The organism is Anaerosinus sp., from assembly GCF_965318445.1.
The window spans coordinates 166,108-189,241 of sequence record NZ_CBDNNH010000018.1 but is presented as its reverse complement, the minus strand read 5'-3'; the positions used below and the strand labels follow the sequence as shown (position 1 = coordinate 189,241).

The 23,134-nt window shown below is 38.2% G+C and carries 19 protein-coding genes; 17 read left to right on the top strand and 2 right to left on the bottom strand.

All coding sequences use genetic code 11. The features are described 5' to 3' along the window. Nucleotides 1–12 precede the first annotated feature (12 nt). The 14 genes from ACWZFG_RS09095 to hemL all read left to right on the top strand — a co-directional run bounded on the left by ACWZFG_RS09095 (nucleotide 13) and on the right by hemL (nucleotide 15,319). Nucleotides 13–936: an NAD-dependent epimerase/dehydratase family protein gene (locus ACWZFG_RS09095; protein ID WP_455577465.1), complete on the top strand. Its 924-nt coding sequence runs from the start codon at nucleotides 13–15 to the stop codon at nucleotides 934–936. 121 nt (nucleotides 937–1,057) lie between these two features. After that, nucleotides 1,058–1,585 carry an N-acetylmuramoyl-L-alanine amidase family protein gene (locus ACWZFG_RS09090; RefSeq protein ID WP_455577464.1) on the top strand — a complete coding sequence of 176 codons (528 nt, stop codon included), beginning with the start codon at nucleotides 1,058–1,060 and terminating at the stop codon, nucleotides 1,583–1,585. Nucleotides 1,586–1,840: 255 nt separating this feature from the next. Further along, entirely contained in the window at nucleotides 1,841–3,196 is a 1,356-nt protein-coding gene (locus ACWZFG_RS09085) for a phosphohexomutase domain-containing protein (protein WP_177506089.1), read from the top strand. 15 nt (nucleotides 3,197–3,211) lie between these two features. Beyond that, on the top strand, nucleotides 3,212–4,087 hold the full coding sequence (gene galU / locus ACWZFG_RS09080; RefSeq protein ID WP_418626746.1) for a UTP--glucose-1-phosphate uridylyltransferase GalU: 876 nt from the start codon (nucleotides 3,212–3,214) through the stop codon (nucleotides 4,085–4,087). 21 nt (nucleotides 4,088–4,108) lie between these two features. After that, the gene (locus tag ACWZFG_RS09075; RefSeq protein ID WP_455577463.1) at nucleotides 4,109–5,578 is read left to right on the top strand and encodes a glucose-6-phosphate isomerase; all 1,470 of its coding nucleotides are present in this window, start codon (nucleotides 4,109–4,111) and stop codon (nucleotides 5,576–5,578) included. Between the two features lie 94 nt (nucleotides 5,579–5,672). Beyond that, on the top strand, nucleotides 5,673–6,233 hold the full coding sequence (locus ACWZFG_RS09070) for a hypothetical protein (protein WP_418626748.1): 561 nt from the start codon (nucleotides 5,673–5,675) through the stop codon (nucleotides 6,231–6,233). Beyond that, complete coding sequence (locus tag ACWZFG_RS09065) at nucleotides 6,233–7,660, top strand: pilus assembly protein PilQ (RefSeq protein ID WP_455577462.1); 1,428 nt, start codon at nucleotides 6,233–6,235, stop codon at nucleotides 7,658–7,660. The genes ACWZFG_RS09070 and ACWZFG_RS09065 overlap by 1 nt, the downstream gene beginning before the upstream one ends. 14 nt (nucleotides 7,661–7,674) lie before the next feature. Beyond that, nucleotides 7,675–8,346 (top strand): response regulator, encoded by a 672-nt coding sequence (locus ACWZFG_RS09060; RefSeq protein ID WP_147666843.1) that lies wholly within the window; start codon nucleotides 7,675–7,677, stop codon nucleotides 8,344–8,346. Nucleotides 8,347–8,503: 157 nt separating this feature from the next. Beyond that, a complete protein-coding gene (locus ACWZFG_RS09055; RefSeq protein ID WP_455577461.1) occupies nucleotides 8,504–9,151 on the top strand; it encodes a precorrin-2 dehydrogenase/sirohydrochlorin ferrochelatase family protein in 648 nt (215 codons plus the stop codon). After that, complete coding sequence (gene hemA / locus ACWZFG_RS09050) at nucleotides 9,120–10,436, top strand: glutamyl-tRNA reductase (protein WP_177506095.1); 1,317 nt, start codon at nucleotides 9,120–9,122, stop codon at nucleotides 10,434–10,436. Before ACWZFG_RS09055 ends, hemA begins: the two co-directional genes overlap by 32 nt. Continuing rightward, entirely contained in the window at nucleotides 10,399–11,331 is a 933-nt protein-coding gene (gene hemC / locus ACWZFG_RS09045; protein WP_455577460.1) for a hydroxymethylbilane synthase, read from the top strand. Before hemA ends, hemC begins: the two co-directional genes overlap by 38 nt. A 28-nt stretch (nucleotides 11,332–11,359) precedes the next feature. Next, nucleotides 11,360–12,871 (top strand): uroporphyrinogen-III C-methyltransferase, encoded by a 1,512-nt coding sequence (gene cobA, locus ACWZFG_RS09040; protein WP_455577459.1) that lies wholly within the window; start codon nucleotides 11,360–11,362, stop codon nucleotides 12,869–12,871. 136 nt (nucleotides 12,872–13,007) lie between these two features. Then, on the top strand, nucleotides 13,008–13,982 hold the full coding sequence (hemB, locus tag ACWZFG_RS09035) for a porphobilinogen synthase (protein ID WP_418626751.1): 975 nt from the start codon (nucleotides 13,008–13,010) through the stop codon (nucleotides 13,980–13,982). A gap of 14 nt (nucleotides 13,983–13,996) precedes the next feature. After that, nucleotides 13,997–15,319: a glutamate-1-semialdehyde 2,1-aminomutase gene (gene hemL / locus ACWZFG_RS09030; protein ID WP_455577458.1), complete on the top strand. Its 1,323-nt coding sequence runs from the start codon at nucleotides 13,997–13,999 to the stop codon at nucleotides 15,317–15,319. Nucleotides 15,320–15,364: 45 nt separating this feature from the next. Here the strand turns inward: hemL and ACWZFG_RS09025 are convergent, their stop codons facing one another. Beyond that, nucleotides 15,365–17,506, bottom strand: a complete 2,142-nt coding sequence (locus tag ACWZFG_RS09025) for a cell division FtsA domain-containing protein (protein WP_455577457.1) — start codon at nucleotides 17,504–17,506, stop codon at nucleotides 15,365–15,367. 349 nt (nucleotides 17,507–17,855) lie between these two features. Between ACWZFG_RS09025 and ACWZFG_RS09020 the strand changes: the two genes are divergently transcribed. The 3 genes from ACWZFG_RS09020 to ACWZFG_RS09010 all read left to right on the top strand — a co-directional run bounded on the left by ACWZFG_RS09020 (nucleotide 17,856) and on the right by ACWZFG_RS09010 (nucleotide 21,042). Further along, complete coding sequence (locus ACWZFG_RS09020; RefSeq protein ID WP_177506101.1) at nucleotides 17,856–18,698, top strand: DegV family protein; 843 nt, start codon at nucleotides 17,856–17,858, stop codon at nucleotides 18,696–18,698. A 16-nt stretch (nucleotides 18,699–18,714) separates the two neighbouring features. Further along, nucleotides 18,715–20,334 carry a DAK2 domain-containing protein gene (locus ACWZFG_RS09015; protein ID WP_455577456.1) on the top strand — a complete coding sequence of 540 codons (1,620 nt, stop codon included), beginning with the start codon at nucleotides 18,715–18,717 and terminating at the stop codon, nucleotides 20,332–20,334. Between the two features lie 126 nt (nucleotides 20,335–20,460). Further along, the gene (locus ACWZFG_RS09010) at nucleotides 20,461–21,042 is read left to right on the top strand and encodes a cyclodeaminase/cyclohydrolase family protein (RefSeq protein WP_455577455.1); all 582 of its coding nucleotides are present in this window, start codon (nucleotides 20,461–20,463) and stop codon (nucleotides 21,040–21,042) included. 52 nt (nucleotides 21,043–21,094) lie between these two features. On the opposite strand, the gene cobT is transcribed toward ACWZFG_RS09010, so the two are convergent. Continuing rightward, entirely contained in the window at nucleotides 21,095–22,975 is a 1,881-nt protein-coding gene (cobT, locus tag ACWZFG_RS09005; protein ID WP_177506104.1) for a nicotinate-nucleotide--dimethylbenzimidazole phosphoribosyltransferase, read from the bottom strand. Nucleotides 22,976–23,134 lie beyond the last annotated feature (159 nt).

The following is a 23,134-nucleotide window of genomic DNA, read 5'->3' as shown; positions in this document are numbered from 1 at the left end:
GGAGAGACTCTGATGAAAAAAATATTAATTACTGGTGGAGCTGGCTTTATTGGCTCACATATTATAGAGGTATTGCAAAAAGAAAACTGTGAGATTACAGTTTTAGATAATTTACATATGGGACTTAAAGAAAATGTGCCTGAGCGTGTTCGTTTAATTGAGCTGGATATACGTGATAAAGGTGTAATTGATATTTTTGAACAATATCAATTCGATGTCGTACTTCATTTAGCCGGACAAACGATGGTGAATGTTTCAGTGGATGATCCTTTTTATGATGCAGATGTAAATATTATGGGTACAGTGAATATCTTAGAATCATGTCGTAAAACTGGCGTTAAGCGTGTTATATTTTCATCAACTGCTGCGACATATGGTAATATTGAGGAAGTACCAATTCGTGAAGAATTTTCAGTCAATCCATTATCTTTTTATGGATTGAGCAAATTAACAGTAGAGAAATATTTAAAACTTTATCATGATTTATATGGATTAGAGTATGTGATTCTGCGTTATGCAAATGTATATGGAGAACGTCAAGGGGATGGCGGTGAAGGTGGCGTAATCAGCATTTTCACGAAAAAGATTGCAAAAGATGAATCGTTTGTCATTCATGGTGATGGTAAACAGACGCGCGATTTTGTCTATGCTGGTGATGTTGCAAGGGCGAATTGGTATGCTGCGAATACTGAGTATTGTAATACAATTTATAATGTAAGTACGAATAGTGAAACGAGTATTCGTGAGTTGGTAGATTTATTGGAAAGTGCATCGGGAAAAACTATTGATCGACAATATGGTGAGCGTCGTGAAGGTGATATTTATCGTTCAGTATTAGATAATTCAAAAATAGTTACTAACTTAAATTGGAGGCCGATGATAAATCTACAAGAAGGTCTAAAGCGGACCTACGATTATTTTGTAAAAAGTAAATAATCGTGGATTTATTTTATAAAATGTTGTTGATTTTACATTAACAACATTTTATTTTTTTGCATTGAAGAATAGCGCTTTTCATAATGTATAGCATTAAATAAAATTGAAGGAGAGAGTTGCGATGAGAATTGTGATTAATGGTGGGCATTGCCCGGGCCGAGATTGTGGTGCACTTGGGCGGATTAGCCAAGAGGCAGAGATAACGAGGGAGTTAATGGCAGCTGTGGCTGGATATTTACGTGCAGTTGGCTATGAAGTCCTAGAAGTACAGGAAAATGACCTAAGTCAGGTGGTGAAGAAAAGCAATGATTTTGAGGCGGACCTATTTGTGGCGATTCATTGCAATGGTGCAGCAAATAGGAATGCTCGTGGGACAGAGGTTTATTATTTTAGTCCTAAAGGAGCTATTGTGGCTCAATGTATTCAAAAACAAATTGTAAATTCATTGGAAACTTTAGACCGAGGGATAAAAGAATCTGCTACTTTTTATGTATTGAAGCAGACAAATTGTATAGCTGTTCTTGTTGAAACGGCATTTATAACGAATGAAGAAGATGAAAAATTTTTACTTGTAAAACGAAATGAATTTGCGAGGGCGATTGCAAGAGGAATTACAGATTATCATGTAATTTTAGTGCGGGAGGAATAAGAAGCGCGAATTGGTGAATGGATAGTATACTGCTGAAAGAAAAAATACGTTATCTTTGGAATATTTGTAAATATTGATGCAATTTATACAGGACTTTTGGAAGTTTAGAAAGAATATTTAATATTAAAATAATCAATATTGAGTCTAAAAATAATAGACATAAATTTTTACTTTATATCATAGATTGATCAGGTAGTTACTTTTTAGCTACTCAAACAATATAAAATATGATGGAAAGATATGGAGTTGATTTGTATGGAATTAAAACGAACTGCATTTAAAGCTTATGATATTCGGGGGAAGTTTCCAGAAGAAGTAAATGAAGAACTTGCTTATCGTATAGGGCGCTCTTACGTAGATTTGTTTCATGCGAAGAAAGTAGCTGTTGGGCATGATATCCGTTTATCTGGGAAAGATATTCGCAATGCGTTGGTACTTGGACTTACTGAAGCTGGTTGTGATGTTGTTGATATTGGTATGTGTGGCACTGAAATGATTTATTTTGCAACTGCACATCTAAAATTAGATGGCGGTATTATGATAACGGCAAGCCATAATCCAAAAGATTATAATGGGATGAAATTGGTTCGTGAGGAAGCCCGTCCGATTAGTGCGGATACAGGATTAAAAGATATTGAGAATATGGCGATAGCAGGTAGCTTTAAATCTACAGAGGGCGTTGCCTTTGGAAAGATTGCTTACGTTGATATTATGGATGATTACATAGAGCATTTACTTACCTATGTGGATCTAAAATCATTGAAACCTTTAAAGGTGGTTGTAAATGCGGGAAATGGCGCCGCAGGGCCTGTATTAGACCGATTGGAAAAAGTCTTACCATTTGAGTTTATAAAAATATACAATGAACCGGATGGAAACTTCCCAAATGGTGTACCAAATCCTATTTTATTTGAAAATCGTGAAGCTACGGCGAAAGTGGTTCGCAAGCATCATGCAGATGTGGGAATTGCGTGGGATGGTGACTTTGATCGTTGTTTCTTATTTGATGAAAAGGGCGGATTTATTGAAGGTTACTATATGGTTGGATTCCTTGCACAGGCTTTTTTAAGTAAGAATCCTGGGGCGAAGATTATTTATGATCCTCGCATGATTTGGAATACAATTGAGCTAGTAGAAGGTGCTGGTGGAGAAGCTGTGATGTGTAAGAGTGGTCACGCTTTTATCAAGGAAAAAATGCGCAATGTAGGTGCCGTATATGGTGGAGAAATGTCAGCCCATCATTATTTTAAAGATTTTTCTTATTGTGATAGTGGAATGATTACCTGGTTGCTGGTTGTAGAATTGATGTGTAAAGCAAATAAATCGCTCTCTTCTTTAATGGCAGAACGTATGGAACGTTATCCAATTAGCGGTGAGATTAATAATACCGTAAAAGATGGGAAAGCTGTGCTTGCCGCGCTTGAGGAAAAGTATGGAAAAGAAGGAAAAGTTGTAAAAGTAGATGGACTCAGCGTTGATTTTCCAGAGTGGCGCTTCAATGTGCGGATTTCTAATACGGAGCCAGTATTGCGCTTGAATGTAGAGGTACGTCAAGATAAAGCGTTATTAAAAGAAAAAACAGAAGAATTATTAGAAATTATTAAGGCATAGAAAAAGGGGAGCAAAATGAAACAGATTCGTAAAGCAATTATTCCGGCGGCAGGACTTGGAACAAGATTCTTGCCAGCGACAAAAGCGCAACCAAAGGAAATGTTACCGATTGTGGATAAACCTGCAATTCAGTATATTATTGAGGAAGCAGTAGAATCGGGAATTGAGGAAATTCTGATTATTACAGGACGAAATAAACGTTCGATAGAGGATCATTTTGATCGCTCTATCGAATTGGAATTACAGTTAAAAGAGCAAGGCAAATATGATTTGCTTGGCTTAATTGAAGATATTTCAAAAGTTACGATTCACTTTATTCGTCAGAAAGAGGCTAAAGGCTTGGGACATGCTGTGCTTTGTGCGAAACAATTTGTTGGCAATGAACCGTTTGCGGTAATGCTTGGTGATGATATCGTTGATGCTGAAGTTCCATGTTTAAAACAGTTGATGGATGTTTATAAAGATTGTCATGGCAGTATTCTTGGAGTACAGGAAGTTGCAAAAGATAAAGTTTCCAGCTATGGAATTGTCAATCCAAAAGCAGTAAAACATAATGTTTGGCAAGCGATTGATTTAATTGAAAAACCGCTAGCGGAAGAAGCACCGTCACAATTGGCTGTATTGGGACGTTATATTTTAGAACCGGAAATTTTTGAGTTTTTAGAAAAAACGGAGCCAGGACGAGGAAATGAAATTCAGTTAACTGATGCGATTTGCCACTTGGCAGTAGATCATAGAGTTTATGCATATAACTTTAAAGGACGTCGTTATGATATTGGCGATAAGCAAGGCTATTTAGAGGCCACTGTCGAATATGCATTAAAACGTCCGGATTTAAGAGATAAATTTTTAACTTATTTAACGAAAACGGTAGGGCCATTAATTAAGTAATATTGGAGATGAATTTTTGTTATGACATGTGTAAATGCGAAAAAATTAGTGTTAGAAACAGGATTCACGTTTGATTATGAAAATTTAGTGGGAAGCGGAAAAGTTACAATAGATGATGTAGCGTTGTTAGAAGAGAAAATTAATGACGCACAGGCTGCGATTCAGGTGATGCGTAAAACCGGTGTAATTCGCGGGCATTTATCAAAAGATGGAGAGCCGGAAAAGGTACTCTTTAGTCAATTACCCTATATAAAAGCAGAAAATTTAAACTCTCCCGCTGTAATTCGAAAACTAAAAGATTTCTCTGCCTCAATAAAAGATCGTGTAGATGCAGTAATATCCTTTGGAATTGGCGGGTCTTTTCTTGGGAATAAAGTTCTTTTTGATATACATTGCGGTGAGTTTTGGAACGGAATGTCAAAAGTAGAACGCAATGGTTATCCGCGGATGTATTTTAGTGGGAATAATATTGACCCGCGCCGGACGAGTGAATTGGTTGAAAATATTGAACGGATGGCAAAAACATATCACAATCATGCAGGAAAAAAGTTTTGTTTAATGATGATTGTCATTTCGAAATCAGGTGGAACACTTGATACCATGTCAAATTTTATGGTGGTTTATGAAGCATTAAGGAACCACAAGCATATTGATATTGAGATTGTTGCTGTTACCGATCCGAATGAAGAAAAGAAAACGTTATTAAAAAAATTAGCGGAAGAAAATCATTGGTCGACTTTTGCTGTGCCGGATGGTGTTGGCGGACGGTTTAGTATTTTTTCTGAGGTAGGTCTTATTACTGGTGCTTGTATTGGTTTTGATATTGAAGCGTTTTTAGCTGGGGCGAAATCAATGGATGAAGTATGTCAAAATGATGACGTATGGCAGAATCCTGCATTATTAAATGCAACACTAAAATATTTGGCGGCGGAAAAATATGGCAGAGATATAGAAGTATTAATGCCTTATGCAGATTATTTAAAATCCACGTCGGAATGGTATATTCAACTTTTAGCGGAATCGCTTGGAAAAAAATATGATCGCAATGGTAAGATTGTAAATTATGGACGCACACCGATTGTAGCGGTGGGAACAACGGATATGCACGCGCAGACGCAGCAACATCAAGAAGGAGCATTGAATAAAGTCATTCAGTTTATTCGCGTAAATGAATGGGATATTGATCCTGTAATTGGTGATATGTTCCCATCGGCGCAGAAGTTGACAGATATTTCGGGGATTAGGATGAGTCAAGCCCTTGATGTTGCATTGGCTTCAAATGCGCAGGCTCTAATTTCAGACTATCGATTTAATGCGACGTTTACGATGCCGAAAATGAATGCATTTCATTTGGGTGAATTACTGTATATGCTAGCAATATCGATTGCTTATGAGGGTGAGCTTGCAGATGTAGACGCATTTGATCAGCCTGGAGTGGAAGCGTACAAACGAATTATGGGACCTAGCTTGCAAAAATTAAAAGTTAAATAGTGCAAAAAATACAAAAATCCTGATTTTTTACAGGATTTTTCTTTTTTTTGTAGAATGAATTAGTCGTATAGTTTAAAAAGGCAGGAAAAGTATAATGAAAGAAAAATTTGAGGAGTTTTGGAAAGAACCAAAGCATAAAGTTTTGGTTTTAATTCTTGTAGTTTTGCTCGCTTATTTATCTGTGGAGGGTCTACTAAATAAAAATGTTGAAGTTGTTAACGTAGGGCAAAATAATTCAATAGCAACGGATGCGAAGAGTCAAAATAAGTTGGCGTCTACAACGATGCATGAGGTAGATATGCAAAAAACAAATTTGCAGGAAGTCACAGATAATACGAAAGTGCCTAAGCGCAATCCATTTGAAGTACCGGCTGCATATAGGGAGGTCAAGCCGATGCTGAGTCCGGAGGGGAAAAGTGGTGCACCTCTAAACGAACAAGTCTCAAATCCTGCACCAGTCAATCATGAAAAACCAATTGCTAAAGGGCTTATTGGGACTTCCGATCAATCAATCGCTATTTTAGAATATAACAAGGAACGGAAGCAATGTATGGTTGGAGAATATATAGGACCTTATAAGGTAGCTGGTATGTATTCTGATTTGGTAACTCTAGAAGGGCCGGAAGGCACGATATCTTTAAAGGTGGGACAATGATGTTTTTGCAAAAAAAAATGTTTGCGTTGGTTTTTACTCTTGTTTTTAGTCTGATGGGGGTAGTTCAGGCTGGGCCACAGGTATCTTTAAATGTAGTTGATACGGATGTACGTGATGTGCTTAATTCGTTGGCGCGTTTAGGTAATGCGAATATTGTGACTGATGGCGATATAAAAGGAAATATCACGATACAGATTCATTCACTCGATTTTGATTCTGCGCTAGATTTAGTAACAAAGATGAAGGGGCTTACCTATCATAAAGCGGGGGATGTTATCTTAGTTGGCCCAAAAGATAATATGAGCTCTAATTTCGGCTCTATGCATATTTTTCAATTGAAATATGCAAATCCAAGTACTGTAATTTCTGCAGCTTCTTTAGCTTTAGGATATACAGAAAGTGATGCGAAGACTCCTGCAAGCACTTCGAGCAGTGACTCTGTTTCAACTTCCGGAACTGATGGTATTGCTACGACAAAGGTAATCAATCGTGCAAAGGAAGAGTCAAATCTTGTTCAAGTGAATAACGGGATTACCAATCGTCTATCTATAGATAAGGCAACAAATTCTTTATTATTTTATGGCACGGATGAAGAGGCAAATAAAATTGCACAAATGCTAACATCTATTGATATTCCGTATCAACAAGTATCTGTAGAGGCAGAAATCATTGCGATTAATAAAGATGCATCAAAAAATCTTGGAATTGAGTGGAATTGGTCATCCTTGCCTCAATATCCAGAATATGAAACAGAATATGAAACTTTGACTAATAGCTATACCGATAGTAGTGGAAAGGAATATCAATTTTCTACGCAAGTCCCAAAACAGACGATTACACGTAAATGGGGAGCTAGTGACGGACAATTGGCTGGAGGGATAGTTAGTTTTGGACGTACACCGGAAGGACATTCGTATGAATTTTATTATTCGGCAACGATTAATGCATTAGTTACTGATGGAAAAGCAAATATTTTAGCTCGTCCCAATATACAGACGATGAATGGAAGAGAAGCGGTTATTAATATTGGTGGACAGATTCCGATTTCAACAGTGACAATGAATGATAACACATCTACGACTAGTATTGAATATAAAGATACTGGTATTATCTTACGTTATACACCGCAGATTAATCCAGATGGATATATTACAGCAAATGTATATACGGAAGTAAGTTCGCCGGTTTATGTAGAAGATTTGAAAGCATATCGTTTTAATAAACGTTCTGCTGATACTGTAGTCAGATTAAAAGATGGAGAAACGATGGTGATTGGCGGGCTTATTGGCAGTGAAGAAAGCAAATCCTATAGTAAAATACCATTCTTAGGCGATTTGCCGATACTAGGTAAATTTTTTAGCAATCATAACAATACAAAAAATGAATCAGAAGTAATGATTTTCTTAACAGCACGTATTATCAAATAGGATGTGGTACAGAGATGAAAATAAGGGTATTGATTGCAGATGATCATTTGCTCTTGCGGCAAGGCATTCGCAAAGTACTTGAGCTAGAACCTGATTTTGAGGTTGTTGACGAAGCAATAAATGGGCAAGAGGCATTATCGAAAACATTGATATTAGAACCAGATATTTTATTATTAGATTTAAATATGCCGATGTTAAATGGTGTAGAAGTTGCTAGACAGTTAAAATCAGCGAAGGCAAAGACGAAGATTATTGTTTTGACTATGCACGATGATGACAATTATGTCATAGAGTTATTGAGAAGTGGTGCAGCGGGATATTTATTAAAAGATGTGGAACCATCTATTTTAATTAAAGCGATTCGCATGGTGAAAAATGGAGAATCATTTATATATCCTGAAGCAGCAGAAAGCCTTTTTGGTGTAACGCAATGTTCAGGAAATATTGGCGCACAGGCAGAGCAAATTTGGCGTGAGCGCCGTAGTGAGCGATTAACGGCACGGGAATTAGATGTTTTACGCTGTATAGCGCAAGGCTTTAGCAATCAAGATATTGCGAAGACGTTATTTGTTAGTGAGAAAACGGTAAAGAATCATTTAACAAATATTTTTCGTAAAATTAATGTCAATGATCGTACGCAGGCTTTGTTATATGTACTAAAAAATAAAATTATGACGTTGGAATAAAAAGAGACTCCTAATGGCGATACTTGCTATTGGGAGTCTCTTTTTTTTATAAATTTATGAATTAAATTCAACTTTTTTTGAAAATAGGATAGAAAAACATTTGAAAAAGCGCTATGATAATAGATATGCTATTTTTTAATAGGGAAAGGGTGGCAGTATGGCTTCCTATCCGATCAATCTTAATTTAAAAGATCGATTATGTATTGTTATAGGTGGTGGGCGTGTTGCCTGGCGAAAAGTCAATAGGCTTTTAGATACAGGTGCAAAGCTGCGTATCGTTAGTCCGCATGTTATTGAGGAGCTAACGGAGCTAATTAGATTAAATCAAATTGAATATTATCAAAAATTTTATGAAAAAAAAGATATTATGGGAGCTTTTTTAGTGATTTGTGCAACGGACAACAAACAAGTAAATGCTTTGATAGGGGAAGATGCACAAAAAAATGGTGCACTTGTTAATGTTGTAGATGATAGTTATCCGAGCGATTTTACGGTTCCTGCGCAGATAAAGCAAGGGGACTTACTGTTGACGATATCAACGAGTGGTAAAAGTCCAGAGGTAGCGCGGCAACTTAGAATGGAACTTGAGTCTATATATGGCCATAAGTCTTATGCGGATTTTATTACGTTAGTTGCTTCTTTTCGTGAAAAATTAAAACACATGGATATACCGTCTCGTCAGCGTGAGTTATTTTGGCGACAGATGATAAATAACGAAGTATTAGAATTCGTGCGAAATGGTGAAATTAGCATTGTGGAGGCAAGATTTAAAAATGCAATTAGTAGTTTTAGGGCTGAATCATAAAACAGCGCCGGTTGATGTAAGAGAACGTTTTTCATTTTCAGAAGATCAAGTGCGGTTGGGATTGCGTAATATGGATCTTTATGAAGGCATTAATGAAGCTGTTATTATTTCAACGTGCAATCGTACAGAAATGTATGCAGTTGTTGATGATTCAGATGATGGATTACCGGTATTGAAAGAGTTTTTTTATGATATGGCAAGTAGTGATGAAAATATTGATGAGTATTTATTTTTTTATGAAAATGATGAATGCATTCGTCACTTGTTTCGTGTAGCAGCAAGTTTAGATTCCCTGGTCATTGGTGAGGGTCAGATATTAAGTCAGGTAAAGAAAAGTTATGCGATTGCGCGAGAAATGGGCATGGCGAGTACCGTGATTAATACGTTATTTCATCGTGCGATTGCTGTCGGTAAGCGCGTTCGCACGGAAACGCGAATTGCCTACAGCGCAGTGTCTGTGAGTTATGCAGCAGTTGAACTCGCAAAAAATGTGATTGGAGATTTAGCGAAGGTTAATGTTCTTTTACTAGGCGCTGGGCAAATGGGTGAATTAACAGCCAGACACTTGGCTGATGCAGGTGTAAATCAAGTTTTGGTAGCAAATCGCCGTTATGAGCGAGCTGTTGAACTAGCAGCTCAATTTAATGGACGAGCTGTTGAATTTGATAAATTTATGACTGCAGCACTTGATACGGATATCGTAATTACCTCTACTGGAGCACCACATTATGTGGTGAAGAAATGGGAAACTTCGCAGTTGATGAAAAAACGTAAGGGACGACCGCTAATTTTTATCGATATTGCAGTACCACGTGATGTTGAGCCAGAGGTTGCGAATTTAAATGGTGTTGAACTATATAATATTGATGATTTGGAAGCTGTAGTGGATTCTAATATAAAAATTCGTGAGCAGGAAGCAAAAGAGGCAGAGCGTATTGTAGAAGAGGAAGTTGTTGAACTTGTAAATAAGTTTCGTTATTTGTCTTTCCGACCAGTGATGGCTCTTTTAACGGATAAAGCAAATCGGATTCGTGAACGTGAAGTGAAACGAGCAATGAGCAAATTTGAAGATATTACACCTGAAGAACGCAGGATTGTTGAAAATATGTCAAAGATGATTATTCGTAAATTACTGCGTGAGCCGATGGTGCGGATGAATAGTGCTGCGGGAACGGGACATGAGCAGTATTATATGAAAGCAATGAGCGATTTATTTAAATTAGATACAATAGGGGAGAGTCGTAAAATTGAGAAAATCAGTAGTTATCGGTACGCGCGGCAGTAAGTTAGCGCTTTGGCAGGCAAATTATATCGCCGATTGTTTAAGAAAGCAGTATCCGGATTTGACGGTTGAGCTAAAGCAAATCACAACGACGGGAGATAAGATTCTTGATGTGCCGTTGGCAAAAATCGGTGGCAAGGGTTTGTTTACAAAAGAGTTAGAGAATGAAATGTTATCTGGAACGATTGATTTGGCAGTGCATAGTTTAAAAGATATGCCAACAGAGCTTCCAGAAGGTCTTACTTTAGCTGCAATTACTGAACGCATAGCTTCTGGTGATGCGCTTGTGAGCAATCTTTTTTCATCGCTTCAGGCATTGCCCAAAGGTGCTAGAGTCGGAACTTCGAGCTTGCGTAGAAAAGCACAGCTTTTAGCATACCGACCGGATTTAATTATTTCTGATTTAAGAGGAAATGTAGATACGCGGCTTAAAAAACTTGATGATGGCGAATTTGATGCTATTGTTTTAGCTGCAGCGGGATTAAAGCGTTTAGGTTGGGAAAAAAGAATTGCAGAAATTCTTGACACGAAGGTTTGTTTACCTGCGGTTGGGCAGGGGGCATTAGCAATTGAGACGCGTGCGGATGATCAAGCTATTTTAGATTTATTAGCATTTCTAAATGACGAAGAAACGCGTGTAACGACAACAGCGGAACGCGCTTTTTTACGTACGGTAGAAGGCGGCTGTCAAGTTCCAGTTGGTGTCTATGGAACGGTGGTTGGTGAAAATCAAATGCAAGTAGAGGCATTGATTGCAAGCCTTGATGGCAAGGTTGTTGTACGTGATACATTGCGAGGATCGTTTGCAGATGCAGAAATATTGGGGATACGTTTAGCGGAGAGCTTATTAGCGCGTGGTGGGCGCGAAATTATGATTAGCGTAGGCTGTATGGTATAAAGTAAGACTTGATTCAGGAGGATGAGACATGGCTGGAATGGTTTATTTAGTGGGTGCAGGACCTGGAGATTATAAATTAATTAGTATGAAAGCATGTGAATGCATACAGAGAGCGGATACGATTGTTTATGATCGATTGGCGGATGATCGCTTACTTTCTTATGCACGTAAAGATGTTGAACTTATTTATGTAGGAAAAGCATCGAGCAATCATACGATGAAGCAGGAAGACATTAATCAATTGCTCGTGGATAAAGCAAAAGAGGGCAAAATTGTCACACGATTAAAGGGTGGAGATCCTTTTGTATTTGGCAGAGGCGGCGAAGAGGCTTTATTACTGGAAGAAAATCATTTGCCGTTTGAAGTCGTACCAGGGATTACTTCGGCAATTTCAGTTCCGGCATATGCAGGGATTCCAGTAACGCATCGTGGCATTGCAACGTCGTTTGCCGTGGTAACGGGGCATGAAGATCCGACGAAAGCAAAGTCCAATATGCGTTGGGAGAAGTTAGCGACAGCTGTAGACACGTTGGTATTTTTAATGGGAGTAGAAAATTTACCGCATATTACATCAAAGTTGATTGAAAATGGACGCAGTGCAGATACACCAGCGGCAGTGATTCGCTGGGGAACTAAGCTTGATCAGCGTACATTAATTACAACGGTCGGAAAAGCGGCGGAAGATGTAAAGCTAAATGATATTAAACCACCTGCAATATTTATTGTCGGTGATGTAGTGAATTTACGCGAAAAGTTAGCGTGGTTTGATAACAAGCCGCTGTTTGGTAAGACGGTATTAGTTACTAGAGCACGGGAACAAGCAAGCTTACTTACCAGCAAATTAGAAGAGTTAGGTGTAAGATGCATTGAAGCTCCAGCAATTCGCATTGTAGAACCTGATACTTATGAAGCAATGGATACGGCGATTGAGAATTTAAGCGATTATCAATGGCTCATTTTTACGAGTACAAATGGTGTGGAAAGATTTTTTAACCGTTTAAATAGCAAACAGCTAGATGCTAGAGCGATTCGTGGTAAAGTAGCAGCCATTGGAGTTTCTACGGCAAATGCTTTACGCAGTTATGGTGTTTTAGCTGATTTGATTCCAGTGGAGTTCCGTGCCGAAGGCATCGTTGAACTTATGCAGGATATGGTAAAACCGGGCGATAAAATTTTGATTCCTCGCGCAAAGGTTGCCAGAGAAATTTTGCCGCAAAAATTACGTGAACTTGGAGCGATAGTTGATGTCGTAACTGCTTATCAAACGGTAAGCGGTGATGTAGACAAAGACGCGTTAAAAGCAATGTTTGTAAATAATGAAATAGATTTAGTTACGTTTACAAGTTCTTCTACCGTAACAAATTTACTTGATATCTTAGGTGAAGATGGTGCGAAAATGGTTTCTAGTGTAAAGACAGCTTGTATTGGCCCAATTACAATGCTGACTTGTGAAGATCATAAAATTACACCAACGATTGTTGCCGAAGAATATACAATTTCTGGACTTGTTGAATCCATTAAAAAAATGTTTGAAATATAATAAATACCCTATGACTAAACGATGGTCATAGGGTATTTCACTAGGATTATTGCATTTCTATGGATTACTGGGTATAATTTTTTAGATGAAGGTTTTTAGATATAAATTTAAAATTTCTATATAGGGGATGACGTAAATGAAACAGACATTGAGACCGCGTCGAATGCGTATTTCGGAAGGGGTTCGCAGTTTGGTTCGTGAAACTTCTTTATCAGTAAAAGATTTTGTTTATCCAATTTTCGTTGTACCAGGGGAAAAAGTCAAAGAAGAAATTTCCTCTTTGCCAGGCTGCTATCATTTATCAGTGGATGAAGCGCTAAAGGTAGCAGAGGAAGTCGTAAGCCTTGGCATTCCATCAGTTGAAGTGTTTGGCTTGCCAGCATATAAAGATGAAATAGGTTCAAGTGCGTGGGATATGACAAGTCCTGTACAACAGGCGATAAGAGCAATCAAAGAAAAGTTCCCGGAGCTTGTGATTATTGGCGATGTTTGTTTATGTCAGTATACAAGTCATGGTCATTGCGGACAGTTATGCGGACAATATGTAGATAATGATGAAACCTTGAAGTTATTGGCGAAGGTTGCAGTAAGTCAAGCTAAGGCTGGTGCAGATATGGTTGCGCCATCCGATATGATGGATGGCAGGGTTGCAGCAATTCGTCAGGCTCTTGATGAATCAGGGTACCAAAATGTATCGATTATGTCTTATGCGGTAAAATATGCTTCCGCTTATTATGGACCGTTTAGAGATGCAGCGCATAGTACACCGCAATTTGGTGATCGTCGTTCTTACCAAATGGATCCGGCAAATTCGCGTGAAGCGTTAAAAGAAGTAGCACTTGATACGGCAGAAGGTGCAGATATTATTATGGTTAAACCAGCGTTATCATACCTTGATATCGTTCGTCAAGTACGTGATACTACGCATTTGCCAGTAGCCGTATATAATGTAAGTGGTGAATATGCAATGGTGAAAGCGGCGGCTGCAAATGGTTGGATTGATGAAAAGCGAATCGTACTAGAAACATTATTGAGTATGAAACGTGCCGGCGCGGACATGATTATTACATACCATGCATTAGATGCAGCGCGCTGGTTAGCTGAAAAATAGGAGGCTGAGGAAAGATGGCTTTAAATTTAGAAAAATCCGCAGCAGCATTTGCTGAAGCAAAACAATATATCCCTGGTGGAGTAAATAGTCCGGTCCGTTCTTTTCGTAATGTTGGCGGCACTCCGCCGTTTATTACGAAAGCAAAAGGCAGCAGGATTTATGATATTGATGGCAATGAATATATTGATTATATCGGTTCATGGGGCCCAATGATTGTTGGACATGCTAATGATGAAGTCATAGCTGCACTAAAAGAAGTAGTTGATCGTGGGACAAGTTATGGTGCACCAACTTTGCTTGAAACGAAATTAGCAAAGTTAATTAATCAGATTATGCCATCAATGGAATTGATTCGCATGGTGAACTCTGGAACAGAAGCGACGATGAGTGCGCTTCGCTTAGCAAGAGGCTATACTGGCCGCGATAAAATTGTAAAATTTGAAGGCTGTTATCACGGGCATCATGATAGTTTACTGGTAAAAGCAGGTTCTGGTGCGGCGACTTTTGGTGTACCTGATAGTCCTGGTGTTCCTTCTAGTATTGCGAATAATACGTTGACGATTCCATATAACGATATTGATGCTGCAGAAAAAATCTTTAGTGAGGTTGGCAGTGAAATTGCGGCAGTCATTATTGAACCGGTTGCCGGGAATATGGGATTAGTATTACCTCGCCAAGGATATTTACGTAAATTGCGTGAAATTACCACGAAATATGGTGCGCTATTAATTTTTGATGAGGTAATGTGTGGTTTTAGGGCTGCGCTTGGCGGAGCGCAAGCGGCGTATGGGATTACGCCTGATTTAACTTGTTTAGGCAAAATTATTGGTGGTGGTCTTCCAGTTGGGGCTTATGGTGGTAGACGTGATATCATGGAACAGATTTCACCGGCTGGGCCAATTTATCAGGCAGGTACACTTAGTGGTAATCCACTTGCGATGACCGCAGGAATTGCAACGATGAAAATTATTTCTCGTGAACCTGAATATAAACAACCTGACTATAGTCGTCAGTTAACGATTAAGACAAAACAGTTGACAACGGGGATGGAAGAAATGGCGAAAAAAGCAGGGCTTAAATTGCAATTCCATCAAGCTGGTTCAATGTTTGGCTTATTCTTTAATGAAAATGAAGTATATGATTATGCGACATCGGCGCAGTCTGATCAAGAAGCATATAAAATCTATTTCCATAGTATGTTAGAACAAGGAATTTATTTAGCGCCGTCTCAATTTGAAACAGCATTTATGTCTGGTGCACATACAGAGGAAGATATTCAAAAAACAATTGCAGCGAGTGAAGTGGCTTTTGCAAAAGTTGCAGCGTGGAAAAATTAAAAAGAACTTAACAAAAGAAGCAGACTCATTTTGAGTCTGCTTCTTTTATCCTTTTAATGGGGTTGTAATTACTTCGATATTATCGCCGCTTTTTACAGGTGTTATATATTCGGCTGGGCGACTGTTGAGTAAAATTTCTACACTGACTTTGCTAAAGGCGCTAGGCGCTTTATAGCCGACCGTGAATAAAATGTCGCTAAGTATTGGCGTCCCTTTATCTATTAGCTCATAAGTAATTTCAGCGCCATCTTTTGCAACGTCATCGAGAACTGCATTATTTCCATTCATTTTTATGGTATAATGACTCGTTGGAATAAAATGTTTTTTCTTATTAAAATATATGTGGATTCCCTTATCAATCGTTTCGAGTTGAAGGACTGTACCTAATTGGGGGACTTTCGGTTCGATTAAAGTAATTTCATCATTTGGTTCAATTGGATGTGATACTGTTGCCGGTTCATCATTTACGAGTATTGTCGTCGATACACTATGCTGAGTTTTAACCCCATTTACTGTATAGGTAAATCGATGGGGTTGTGGAGAATAACCTGCGCTTACAAGTATTTCACCTAAATTTTTCAAATTGCGATAGGTAACGATATCACGGTCTTTTAATTGCTGATCTAATTTGGCAGGTTTATCATTTACTAAGAGAATTGGTGATACAGTGTAATTTTCATTATTAATCAAAACGCTCATATCTTCTGCTGGTTCTACGACATCTTTTAAATACACAGTAGGTGCTTTACCATTAATTCCGCACACTACAGATATTTTATCTCCATCTTTAATTTCCGTATCTAATGTTGTTTTTTCGTTATTTAAAAGTAATTCAGCTGCTGTCCCCATTGTGCCAGGAATAAATTTTGTTTGTTTATTGATAGTAACGGTAATTGCAAGACCGGGTTTACCATTTAAGTCTTTTAGGCCAATGCCAGCAGCAAGTAATGCATCTGAGAGGGTTAGTTTTCCAAGATTAAATAGACGATAAGGGGTATTGTTTACATGTACTGTAATAAAATGCAAGCTTTGAGAAGCTGCTACTTTTAAAATCCCAAGTGGGGTTACGTTATCTGGCTGTTTTAACTCATCAGGAAATTCCATTCCATGAATTGTATCAGGTCGCCGTACGGCAACTCTTGGGGCAGGAATTTCTAACGCTTGTGCGAGCATTTCTGGTAAAAGCGGAGTTAAGGAACCACCTCCAACTAATAATACAGCTTGGGGTGATTCTTTATTTAATGCAATGATTTGGTTGGCAATAGCTTGTGCCAGTTCACCGACATTCGGCTTAACTTGTGCAATGATTTCCGTAGGTGACAAATTGTATTCAATTCCAAGAATATCTGAAAAAGTGATTGTAGTTTCTGTGGATGTTTTTGGCATGGTTAATTCGCGTTTAATTCTTTCGGCGACATTGAAATCTAAGAGATACGCTTGTGAAATTGCTTCTGTAATTTCATCTCCGGCAAGTGGAACCATGCCGTAACCAATAATCGTACCATTTTTTGTTATTGCAACGTCAGAGGTGCCTGCACCAATATCTACGAGAACTAGATTTAAATGGCGCATTGTTGGTGGGATTAATACGTTAATCGCAGCAATTGGTTCTAAGGTTAATGCTGACATCTCTAAATTGGCCGCTATTAGTGCTGATTGCATTGAGTCGATAACTTGGCGAGGCAAAAACGTTGCAATTACTTCTATATGTGCTTTTTTCCCGCGTTGTCCGACTAATGTTTTTAAAGGAACGTTATCAAGCTTATAGGTTATGGTGCTATAGCCGACACAATAATATAATGTCGGATCGTCTACTGTATTAGAAGTAGCAAGTTTTTTTTGTGCGGCTTGAATGGCGGAAAGTTCTAAGGTGCGTTCATTTTCTGGGGTGATGATTTCTGATATTTCCATTTCTGCTTCGGCAGTAATCGTATAGAGTGCACGCCCTGCTGCTGCAACCGCAGCATGATTTAGTGTTCCAACGCGATCTTCAAGTTTTAATTTTACTGCTTCTAGTATTGCAGCAACTTCGGGGACATCGTGAATTTGACCATCTAGCATTGCTCTGGTATTATGCTCTTTACGTTCTGCTGCAATAATTTTTATATCTTTACCGATTTTTTCGGCTACGATGCCAATGACACTTCGTGTTCCAATATCTAGTGAAAATAATAGATTTTTATTCATAGGTGAGCTCCTTTATCTAAAGTAAAAAATAAAGTAAGAGTTGACTCAAGTGGAATTTTTACTCTATTTGAGTTCTGGTTATCAGGTAACAATGGATTATTTCGAGAATTTGTGTGATTATTCCTTTGATTTTTAGCAAAATATATAATATTATTAGTAATTGATTTTGATTTTATTGTTTTATACTGTATTTTGCTGTGGAAATTTAGTACAATATAAATATGAATGTTTAACTGGAAGTTTATACTTTCAACTGAAAAATAAAAAAAGAGATAGTAGGCCTTTGGGTTTGAAGGCTGATAAATTGAAAAAGCAATATATTGGGATGTTGTTTTTGAGGAGGATTGTCGTGAATAATATTCATGTAGTTTTAGATAGTACTGCGAGAATTCCAGCAGAATTATTGAAACAACATAAAAACTTGCATAAAGTATCTTTAAAAATTAGAGTTGCCGATAAAGAGTGGAATGAAGATGAATTACCATATCAGCAGTTATTTGCTGAGTTAGATAAAGCGAAGACAATGCCACAAACTTCACAACCTCCACTTGGTGAGTTTGTAGAGTTATTTCAAAAGCTTGTTGATGAAGATGCAGAAGTAATCGTAATTACTGTTTCTGGAGCGCTCAGTGGTACAGCCGAAGGGGCACGAACTGCGGCGCGCAGTGTAGATGCGAAAAAAATTCATGTTATTGATTCGGAAACTGCCGATATTGGTCAGCTAGGAATAGCAGAAGCTGCACTTCAAATGATTGCAGAGGGGCTTGATTGTGTAGAAATTGTTCAAGGTCTAAAAGATAGAGTAAGAGCTACGCATACGATGATTTTACCTGATTCTTTGGAACATTTGCATAAAGGTGGTAGAATTGGCGGTGCCGCAACATTGCTTGGTACAATTTTGCAAATTAAACCAGTACTTTATTTAACCGAAGGAAAAATTTCGGTTTTAGATAAAGTAAGAACACGCAAACGTGCTATGAATCGAATGATTGATGAAATCGCAAAGTGTGAACGCATTGAATATGTTGGTGTGGTTCATGCTGGAGCACCCGAAGAAGATTGTTTAGAATTAAAAAAACGTGTACAGGAATTATATCCATATATGAAAGTTACGTTAACGGAGACTAGTTCAGTAGTAGCTGCACATACAGGGCCAAAAGCGTTAGCACTAATATATCAGGAAAAGTTATAGGAAGGAGTGCAATCGATTGGCGGGAAATAAAGAGATTATTACCGGTAATGATTTTAAATGCATGATTGCAGGTGCGTATAATGCATTTTCATTAGAACATGAAAATATTAATCGTTTAAATGTATTTCCAGTACCGGATGGCGATACGGGAACAAATATGCTTCGAACCTTGGGAGCAGTTGCAAGAGCTGTAGCTGAAGCGTCAGAAACTTCTATTGGAGAATTGAGTAAAAAAGCAGCTACAAGTGCGATTATGGGAGCGAGAGGAAATTCAGGGGTTATTTTATCGCAGATTTTTCGCGGTTTAGCACGTGGGTTGGAAGGAAAAGATACCGTTTGTTCAGCTGGTCTGGGGAAAGCGTTTCAATATGGTGTTTTATATGCATATCGTTCAGTATCTAAACCTGTAGAAGGGACGATTTTGACTGTTGCAAAAGGGATTGCAAAAGGTGCTCATCATGCAGTACGCGCTGATTTGCCTATTATGGAGATATTAAAAGAAGCTGTCGCAGGTGGAAATCGTGAATTAGCAAGAACACCTGACTTATTACCAGCACTTAAAGCTGCAGGTGTGGTTGATGCTGGTGGTAAAGGGCTGATTGTTTTTTTAGAAGGATGCATTGCTGGGTTGGGTGGTGACTTACCGACGACTCCAGAGGTTACTTTTGAAAAAAGTTTTAAAGCAGCAGCAAAGATGCCAGCGGAAGATTTTGAGATTACACGTCCATATTGTACAGAGTTTATGGTAAAAGATTCTACGGTAAAGGCTGTAGAAGCGCGAAAAGTCTTAATGGAAATGGGAGATTCTCTAGTTGTTGCTGATGGCGGCGAAATACTAAAAATTCATATTCATACAGATAATCCAGGCAAAGTATTGGCACAAGGAATTTCTTGGGGTTCTTTACACGATATTAAAGTGGATAATATGGCAGATCAACATCGTAGTTTGGTTATTGATGAAGAAGCAAAAGACCCTGAGCTAAAGGTAGCTGTAATTAGTGTGGCTGCCGGTGAAGGACTGGCTGAGATTATGAAGGGATTAGGTGCTTCGATTATTATTTCGGGTGGACAGTCGATGAATCCGTCAGTAGAGGAATTTGTTGATGCAGTCAATAGTAACATTGCTGAAAAATATATTATTTTACCAAATAACAGCAATATCGTTTTAGCGGCGGCACAAGTAAAGAAAATGCTTGGGGACCGAGTTGAGATTGTTCCTACAGTAAATACTCCGCAAGGGCTATCTGTGCTTATGGCATTTGATCCATCGTTAGATATTATGGAAAGCGTAAATCATATGACTGAAGCGATGCAAGGTGTACGTGAGGCGGCGATTACACAAGCAGTTCGTGACAGTAAAGTCGATGGCGTTTTAGTAGAAGAAGGCGCTTATCTTGGTGTAATTGGTGGTAAAGTAAAATTATATGGTGATAATATTAATAAAGTGATTGTGGATACCGTTAAAAAAATTTCTGATGACGAATGTGAAGTTGTCAGTTTATATTATGGAAAAGATATTAGGACAGAGGATGCAGAAGCTTTTGCTGAAATGTTAGAAGATACTTTTCCAGATTTAGAAGTTGAGATTTATGCTGGTGGACAGCCACATTATCATTTATTGATTAGCGTTGAATAATAAGATAGGGATGTTGCATTGTGGCGACATCCCTATTCTTCTAATGAATTTTTGGAAAATAAAATTTTTATAATGGAAAGTATTTTATTTTTGGTCATACAATAGAGATAGATAGGAGGAGTGAATATGTTGACGGAACTTTCTATCCATGATTTTTTTACAAAAATGGCTGGGAAAGAAGCTCCAGGTGGTGGAAGCGGAGCGGCAATGACGGGGCTTAATGGTGTATGCTTATTAGAAATGGCAGTCAAAGTATCGAAAGTATCTTTAACAGAAACTGAATTTTCAGGGGCATTAGATGAGCTGACTCGACTACATCAAGAATTGGAGAATTTAATTAATGCAGATGCGGAAGTCTTAGCAAGAGCTCTTCCTGCGTTAACGAGAGTTGGACCAGATGGAAGTCAAGAAGAATGGAATGAAATTTTGTTAGAAGCGGTACATATACCGTTTGAGATTGCACAGGCTTGTATAGATGCATTAGTGGTCGCAAAACAAATGAAGGATAAATTGCACCAAAATGTTGTTTGTGATGCGACCTTTGGTGCGATGAGCTGCAATACGGCATTGCAAGGTGCAGTGCTTTTGGCAGAGCTCAACATATCTTTGTTGCGCGGTGATGCAGAGTTAATGGAAAAATTAAAAATAGACATGATGAATTTTGCAGAGAAAAGTGATATGTTAATCGATGCTATATTGTGTAAATAAAAATAGCAGGAAGAAATCTTCCTGCTATTTTTATTTGGAATCCTAGCTTAATTTATATGTCTAAGCTTTGTCTGTTTGCTCCGGGACCATCGTTTGCAATAGCTACAGCCGCTTGTTTAAATGTTTTCATATCATTGACCATATGCAAACAGGCATCAAGGAGTGTCATGCCGAGGGCTGCTTGGCAGCCTTCATAGAGGGTTGAATCAAGATAAAGATAAGCATTTAGATTTAGAGATTCAATTGCTTCTTTATGAAGTGGTTCAGGTGAAAGAGAAGCGTTAATTAAGTAATTATTAATTTCCTTATTCATGCTTACAGCAATTCGTGCGGCTAATGCAGTAAGTGGCCCGTCAAGCATGATTGCACATTTATTTGCAGCGGCAGCGATGATTGCTCCAGTAATAGCCGCTAATTCCACGTTATCTATATTAGTGAATGACTCTAGGGATTTATTGGCAAATCTATTTGGCACTTGCTGGCCATATGGAGTGAGGTTTAAGCTTTCACCAATTCCAAGAATTCTGCTACCTTTTTTAAATTCTTGATCGGCGACTTGCATACCTAATGCTAATGCTTGCCCGCAATTCATTTTACTATTGTCTAGATCAGCAATTGTAAGATTCGCCTTTGTATGTGAAGCAAAGGCGTAAATCAGTGAATTTTTAGGTGTAGAAAATAGAAGTATACTTTTTTTCAAATTCTTTGGTTTAGACATTTCGGTTATACCTGCAAGCTGGACAGCTAATTTTTCAAGATGTCCAAGACTGCCAAGAGGTTTTGTAAGATTATCAATATGTAATTGGCACGCTTGCATTGCTTCATTATCTAATGAAGCGGCAATATAACGATCAGGCAATATTTCAGATAACATCTGATCTGGATCAATGATTGTTGTGTTTTCAGGATTAGATTCATGCAGATAGGATTTTATCGTAGCGTCAAGGATTGACATGGCAAGTGCGGCTCCAGTCGCTTCCCCAAAACGAAAATGCATATCAATATATGCTTTTAATTCTAATATTTCGAGGGCTTTGCTATGTGCAGGCTCAGCTGATAGGTGTGAGCCAATTAAGAATTTTTTTGATAGTGGACAAAGACTCGCTGCAATTAAAGCGGCTGCACTTGCATTAAATCCATCGATGACAACAGCAGCACGGTTCGCTGCACAACCGAGGATAACGCCTGCCAAGCAACCAAGTTCAAAACCACCAACTTTTTTCAAAACGTCTAGGCCATCATTTGAATTTGGTTTATTTACCGCTAATCCTTTTTCTACGACTTGGATTTTTTTTAGTAATCGTTCATCAGAAATATTAGTTCCACGACCAGTTGCCTTTTTGGGAGCTAGCTTAGCAAAAGCTGCGACAATTGCTGCACTAGAGGTCGTATTGGCGATGCCCATTTCCCCCAAACAAAAACAACGATAGCCTTCAGCAATTTTTTGCGTGGCAATTTCAATTCCAATTTCAAGTGAACGAATTGCTTCGCTTTCGGTCATTGCAGGGCCTTTTGTAAAGTTTTTTGTGCCGTAATTGATTTTTCTATCAATAAGTCCCTCGATTTTTTCCATAGGCGCAGCAATGCCAACATCGACTACGACTAAATCAGCACCACAATGCAAGGCCATTGCGTTAGCACCTGCACCTTTAGCGACTAAATAATTACGTGTCATTTGTACTGTTGTTTCAACTGGATAGGCACTTACACCTTCCTCAGCGACGCCATGATCTGCACAAGCGACTACCATACATTTTTTTGGTACTGACGGGGTAATCTCATTGGTAATACCGACGTATTTTTGTAATATAGTTTCAAGATAACCAAGGCAGCCTTCAGGTGTAATTAAATTATGGCTAGCCTTTTTTATTTTTGCCATTGCTAAATCATTCAGAGGTGTAACTTTAGCAATTGTACTTTTTAATAAATCCATAATAACCTCACTTTAATTTCTTTAGATGTTACGATTAACTATCGGATAAAAATATAGAAGGTGCAGCCGGTAGACGGTTTGCACCGATTTTTTATGAAAATATAAGTTGTAAATTAGATAGATGAAGGTTGGATTGTATTCACTTTGGTTATTTTCATA